The organism is Marinobacter sp. UBA2498, assembly GCF_002341575.1.
Lineage (GTDB): Bacteria > Pseudomonadota > Gammaproteobacteria > Pseudomonadales > Oleiphilaceae > Marinobacter > Marinobacter manganoxydans.
The window spans coordinates 737-6,510 of the sequence record NZ_DDOI01000128.1; the positions used below are offsets into that span (position 1 = coordinate 737).

5 protein-coding genes and 1 pseudogene are annotated in these 5,774 nt (G+C 61.3%); all 6 read left to right on the plus strand.

Annotated features, from left to right (window positions below):
- Positions 1 to 798: UDP-N-acetylmuramoyl-L-alanine--D-glutamate ligase (murD, locus tag B2W52_RS17810; protein WP_286803827.1), on the plus strand; the 798-nt coding region annotated here is incomplete at its 5' end.
- Positions 798 to 1,997: a putative lipid II flippase FtsW gene (ftsW, locus tag B2W52_RS17815; RefSeq protein ID WP_286803828.1), complete on the plus strand. Its 1,200-nt coding sequence runs from the start codon at positions 798 to 800 to the stop codon at positions 1,995 to 1,997. The genes murD and ftsW, both read left to right, overlap by 1 nt.
- Positions 1,990 to 3,075, plus strand: coding sequence for an undecaprenyldiphospho-muramoylpentapeptide beta-N-acetylglucosaminyltransferase (murG, locus tag B2W52_RS17820; RefSeq protein ID WP_092030361.1), 1,086 nt, complete (start codon positions 1,990 to 1,992; stop codon positions 3,073 to 3,075). The genes ftsW and murG overlap by 8 nt, the downstream gene beginning before the upstream one ends.
- Complete coding sequence (gene murC / locus B2W52_RS17825; RefSeq protein ID WP_273069530.1) at positions 3,068 to 4,513, plus strand: UDP-N-acetylmuramate--L-alanine ligase; 1,446 nt, start codon at positions 3,068 to 3,070, stop codon at positions 4,511 to 4,513. The genes murG and murC overlap by 8 nt, the downstream gene beginning before the upstream one ends.
- Position 4,514: 1 nt before the next feature.
- A complete protein-coding gene (locus B2W52_RS17830; RefSeq protein ID WP_273069534.1) occupies positions 4,515 to 5,486 on the plus strand; it encodes a D-alanine--D-alanine ligase in 972 nt (323 codons plus the stop codon).
- Positions 5,479 to 5,774, plus strand: a pseudogene (locus tag B2W52_RS17835) (cell division protein FtsQ/DivIB); the annotation flags it as partial. The gene B2W52_RS17830 and the pseudogene B2W52_RS17835, both read left to right, overlap by 8 nt.

A 5,774-nucleotide genomic window follows, 5' to 3' on the forward strand; every position in this document is an offset into this window, starting at 1 on the left:
CTCAACCTCAGTGACGACCACATGGACCGTTACCCCAACAAGATGGCGTATTTCCAGGCCAAGCAGCGGATATTCCGGGGTTGCAAGAACGCCATTGTTAATCTGGACGATGCCTTGAGCACACCCATGGCAAGGGACAACCTGAGGTTCCTGTGTTTCGGCTTCCAACGGGTGAATCCGGAGACGTTCAGCACCCGGGACGATGACCAGGGCACCTGGATTACCTTCGGGTTTGATAACCTCTTGCTGGCCAGCGAGTTGAAGCTGATGGGTCATCACAACATCAGCAACGTGATGGCTGCTCTGGCACTGGGCCATGCCGCCGGGCTGCCCATGGATGTGATGCTCAGGGTAGCGCGGGAATTTCCGGGGCTGCCGCATCGCTGTGAATTCGTGCGCCGGCTGAAGGATGTGGACTTCATCAACGATTCCAAGGGAACCAATGTCGGCGCCACGGTCGCCGCTATTGAAAGCCTTGCCCCGGACAAGGGCAGAGTGGTGCTGATTGCCGGTGGTGATGGCAAAGGGGCTGATTTTACCGCCCTGGAAGCGCCCATCGCCCTGCATTGCCGGGCCGTGCTGCTGATCGGGCGTGATGCGCCGGCCATCGCCGATGTGCTGGGCAGCGGTATTCCGGTACACCGGGTAGGTAGCCTTGCCGAGGCGGTTTCCCGCTCTGCCGAACTGGCCATGCCCGGAGACCGGGTGTTGCTCTCGCCGGCATGCGCCAGCTTTGACATGTTCCGCGACTATCTTGATCGCGGTGACCAGTTTCGTTCTCTGGTGGAGGCCCTGTGATGCACGCAGATCTTCCACTCCAGAACCGGAACCAATGGCTTGGCGAGGTTCAGCCTCTGCCCATGCTGGTGATCAGTTCGGTCGCATTGCTGGTGATGGGCGTTGTCATGATTTCCTCGGCATCCATGGATATGGCCGCTGAAACCATGGGTAACAGCTACCACTATGTGATTCGCCAGCTGATGTTTGCCGGTCTTGGTTGCCTGCTGGCGCTGGTCGCCGTCAACGTTCCGGTGGCCTGGTGGGAGCGCAGTGGCTGGCTGCTCCTGGGTATCGGTCTGTTGGCCCTTGTTCTGGTGCTTACGCCGCTGGGACGTACCGTAAACGGCTCCACCCGCTGGATCCCGTTTGGTCTGTTCAACGTCCAGGTTTCGGAAGTGGCGAAGCTCTGTCTGATTGCCTACCTGGCCGGCTACGTGGTCCGTCGCCGGGATGAACTGCTCAATACCTGGCCTGGTTTCCTGAAGCCGTTGGTCGTCCTCGGTTTGGCATCGGTTCTGCTGGTTATTCAGCCGGACTTCGGTGCCACTGTGGTGTTGGTGACGGCAGCGGCGGGGATGATTTTCCTGAGCGGTGTCCGGCTGAGCCGGTTCGTGCCCCTGATCGGCACGCTGGTGGTCCTGGGTGCCATTCTGATCGTTACCCAGCCTTACCGTCTGAAACGGGTTGTCAGCTATCTCGATCCCTGGAAAGACCAGTTCGACAGCGGTTACCAGTTGACCCAGTCCCTGATTGCCTTCGGTCGCGGAGACTGGGGTGGTGTCGGCCTGGGTAACTCCATCCAGAAGCTGTTCTATCTGCCGGAGGCCCACACCGACTTTATCTTCGCCATTATCGCTGAGGAATTCGGTCTCCTGGGATCCTTGCTGGTACTCAGTCTGTTCACCCTGCTGGTGGTGACCGGATTCGTCATTGCCCGCCGGGCCGAGAAGGCGGACATGCCGTTCGGCGCCTGTTTTGCCTATGGGCTGACCCTGCTGATTGGCCTGCAGGCAGGCATCAACATGGCGGTTAGCACCGGGCTTCTGCCAACCAAGGGGCTGACTCTGCCGCTGGTGAGCTACGGTGGATCCAGTCTGATGATTACCTGTATCTGCATTGGCGTTCTTGCCCGTGTGGAAATGGAGCGCCTGGATCAGGAAAAGCTGGCCCGAGAGAAAACCGGTCCGAAGACGCGGGGAGGTGCGGTGTATGACTGAACAGCGTCGCTTCCTGATGATGGCCGGCGGTACCGGCGGGCACGTGTTCCCGGCCCTGGCAACGGCTCGGGCGCTTGAGGCTCGTGGCCACCAGGTGTACTGGCTCGGAGCCAGTGGCGGAATGGAACAGAGGCTGATCGGCGAAACCGATATCCCGCTGTCACTGATTCATATTTCCGGTTTGCGGGGCAAGGGTAAGCTCGCTCTCTTGCTGGCGCCGTTCCGGCTGATGCGGGCGCTGGGTGAAGCCTTCACCATCCTGCGCCGGGTTCGCCCGGATTGCGTTGTAGGCATGGGCGGATTTGTTACCGGGCCCGGTGGTGTTGCCGCCTGGCTGAACCGTACGCCGCTGGTGATTCATGAACAGAACGCCATCGCCGGAATGACCAACCGCATCCTGGTCAGGTTTGCAGAAACCGTGCTGGAGGCTTTTCCGGGTAGCTTCGGGCCGAAAGTGGTTACCCGCTGTACCGGCAATCCGGTGCGGGAAGACCTCGCGGCCTTGCCTGTTCCGGAAAGGCGCCTGGCGGACCGTGAAGGTGCTCTCAGATTGCTGGTGATCGGCGGCAGTCTCGGCGCGCAGGTCTTTAATGAGCAGCTCCCCGAGGCGCTGGCGATGTTGCCGGAAGGTGACCGGCCCGTGGTCCGCCACCAGTGTGGTGAGCGCCATGCCGAGGCGGCGAAGCAGGCCTATGAGGAGCATGGCGTGGAGGCGGCCGTTGAGCCGTTCATCAAGGACATGGCCGAGGCCTATCAGTGGGCCGACCTGGTGCTGTGCCGGGCAGGCGCGTTGACCGTTTCGGAATTGTGCGCCGCGGGTATCGGCGCTGTCCTGGTGCCTTTTCCCCACGCCGTGGATGATCACCAGACGAAAAACGGGCAACAAATGGTGTCGGCGAAGGCAGCCATTCTGATTCCACAGGCAAAAATGACCCCGGCGGTGCTTGCGGAAACCCTGGGTGATCTGGCCCGGAATCGTGACCGGGTAAACGAAATGGCGAAGGCCGCCCGAACATTGGCCCGCCCTGATGCAACGGAGAGAGTCGTGAATTACTGTCTGGAGGCCGCCAATGGCTGATGCAAATAATCCGCCCCTGGTCTATCAGGTGCCTGAAATGCGCCGGATCCGTCACATCCACTTTGTGGGGATTGGTGGTGCGGGGATGAGCGGCATCGCCGAGGTTCTCAAGAATCAGGGCTACGACGTTTCCGGATCGGATCTGAAAGAAGGGGCGGTTACCGATCGTCTCAAGGGTATGGGCGTAGAAGTGCAGATCGGTCACCGGGAAGAGAACAGCGCCAGTGCCGATGTGGTTGTGGTGTCTTCAGCGGTGTCTGCGGAAAACCCGGAAGTCGTGGCGGCTCGCAGTCGTCGGGTGCCGATCGTCCCCAGGGCGGAAATGCTGGCGGAAATCATGCGCTACCGTCACGGCATCGCCGTGGCCGGAACCCATGGCAAGACCACGACCACCAGCCTGATTGCATCCATTCTGGGCGAGGCGGGTCTGGACCCGACCTTCGTGATTGGCGGCAAGCTGAACAGTGCCGGCACCAATGCCCAACTGGGAGGGTCCCGTTATCTGGTGGCAGAGGCGGATGAAAGTGATGCGTCTTTTCTGCACCTGACGCCGGTGATTTCAGTGGTGACCAACATCGAAGCGGACCACATGGACACCTACGGCGGCGATGTCGAGAAACTGAAGCAGACCTTCGTGGATTTCCTGCACAACCTGCCGTTTTACGGTGTTGCGGTGATGTGTGTGGATGATGGTTACGTTCAGGAGATTATTCCCCGGATTTCCCGGGCGATTATTACCTACGGCATCGAAAACCCGGAGGCGGATTACCGTGCCGAGAGCATCAATTCCGATGGTTTGCGGACTCACTTCGTGGTGAAGCGTCCGGCCGGTCGCAGTGATCTGACAGTCGAGCTGAAAATGCCGGGCCGACACAATGTCCTGAACGCGCTGGCGGCCATTGCCGTGGCCACAGACGAGGGCGTTGACGATGACGCCATCTGCCGCGGGCTGGCGGGCTTTGCCGGGGTCGGGCGCCGGTTCCAGGTTTACGGCGATTACCAGACCTCCAAAGGCACGGTCACCCTGGTGGACGATTACGGACACCACCCCACGGAAGTGGAGGCGGTTATCCGCGCGGCACAAGATGCCTGGCCGGATCGGCGTCTGGTCATGCTGTACCAGCCGCACCGCTTTACGCGGACCCGTGACCTCTATGAAGACTTTGTCCGGGTGCTGTCGGAAGTGGACGGCTTACTGCTGATGGATGTTTATTCCGCCGGCGAACCGGCGATTCCGGGTGCCGATGGCCGGGCCCTTTGCCGCAGCATTCGCCAGCGCGGGCAGGTAGAGCCGGTCTTTGTCGAGGATAACCGGGAAATTGAAGCCCTGTTGGCCAATGTCCTGCAGGATGGCGACCTTCTGATAACCCAGGGAGCCGGCGATATCGGTGGTGTGGCTTCGCGGCTGGCGGCCGCAGGAGTGATTGCGGGTGAGTGATATGCATCATAACGAAGCACAGGCCTATCAGGCAGATCCCGAACTCGTGAGATCACTTGGGCGCGTTGCGGTCTTCATGGGCGGCGATTCCGCCGAGCGGGAAGTGTCCCTGAAGAGTGGCAAGGCTGTGCTGGCGGCGCTGGTATCGGCCGGTGTGGATGCCTATGCCCAGGACGTCAAAGGCTGCCTGCTGAGAACGGTTGATAACCCGCAATTCGATCGTGTCTTCATTGCCCTGCATGGCAGGGGCGGCGAGGACGGTACGTTGCAGGCCATTCTGTCGCAGGCCGGGATTCCGTATACCGGCAGTGAAATGCTGGCCTCCGCACTGGCCATGGACAAGCTCAGGACGAAGTACGTGTTCGAAGGTTGCGGCTTGCCAACGCCGAAGTTCCGGACCATGTCCGGTGCAGACCAGGCGAATCAGATTATCGGCGAACTGCGGGCGCCACTGAGCGTGAAGCCTTCCCGGGAAGGCTCCAGTATCGGCATCCGCAAAGTGTATACCGCGGCAGAATTGGCAGAAGCCTACGAAGCCGCGGCCGCGCTGGATAGCCTGGTACTGGTGGAGGAGTGGATCGAGGGGCCGGAGTTCACCGTCAGTCTGCTGCAGGACCAGGCGCTTCCGGCGATTGGCCTGAGCGCCAGCACCGACCACGTCTTTTACGATTACGACGCCAAGTACCTGGCGGACGACACCCGCTATCAAATTCCCTGTGGCCTGGCACCCGAGGACGAAGTTCGCCTCCAGCACCTGGCACTGGATGCGTTCCGGGTTGTCGGCTGCCGGACCTGGGGCCGGGTCGACATTATGCAGGACAGCGACGGCCAGTTCTGGCTGCTGGAAGTGAATACCGTGCCCGGGATGACCGACCACAGCCTCGTGCCTATGGCGGCCAGGGCGGCAGGCATCAGTTTCGAGGAACTGGTGGTCCGGATACTGAAGGACACCCTGGAGGGCGCCGATGCTTGAGACACTGCTGATCCGGAGCCGGGCGACACCGTCCGAGCCCCCGCGGCGCCGGGGGGCAACGTCCCTTGGCCCTGAGCGGGACCGGTTTGGCGTGTTGAAGGGTGTGCTGGCGGCCGTGCCCTGGCTTCAGGTGGGCATGGGCGCCGTGATTGTACTGTTGGCCGCCCTGGTGCCCTGGGGTACCGGCAAGGTGCTGGGTGCCATGGATCAGCAGATCCTGGCGGTGGATGTGAAAGGGGATTTTGTGGGCGACAGCCGGGTAGCCATTGAGCGCGCTGCCGGCGACTG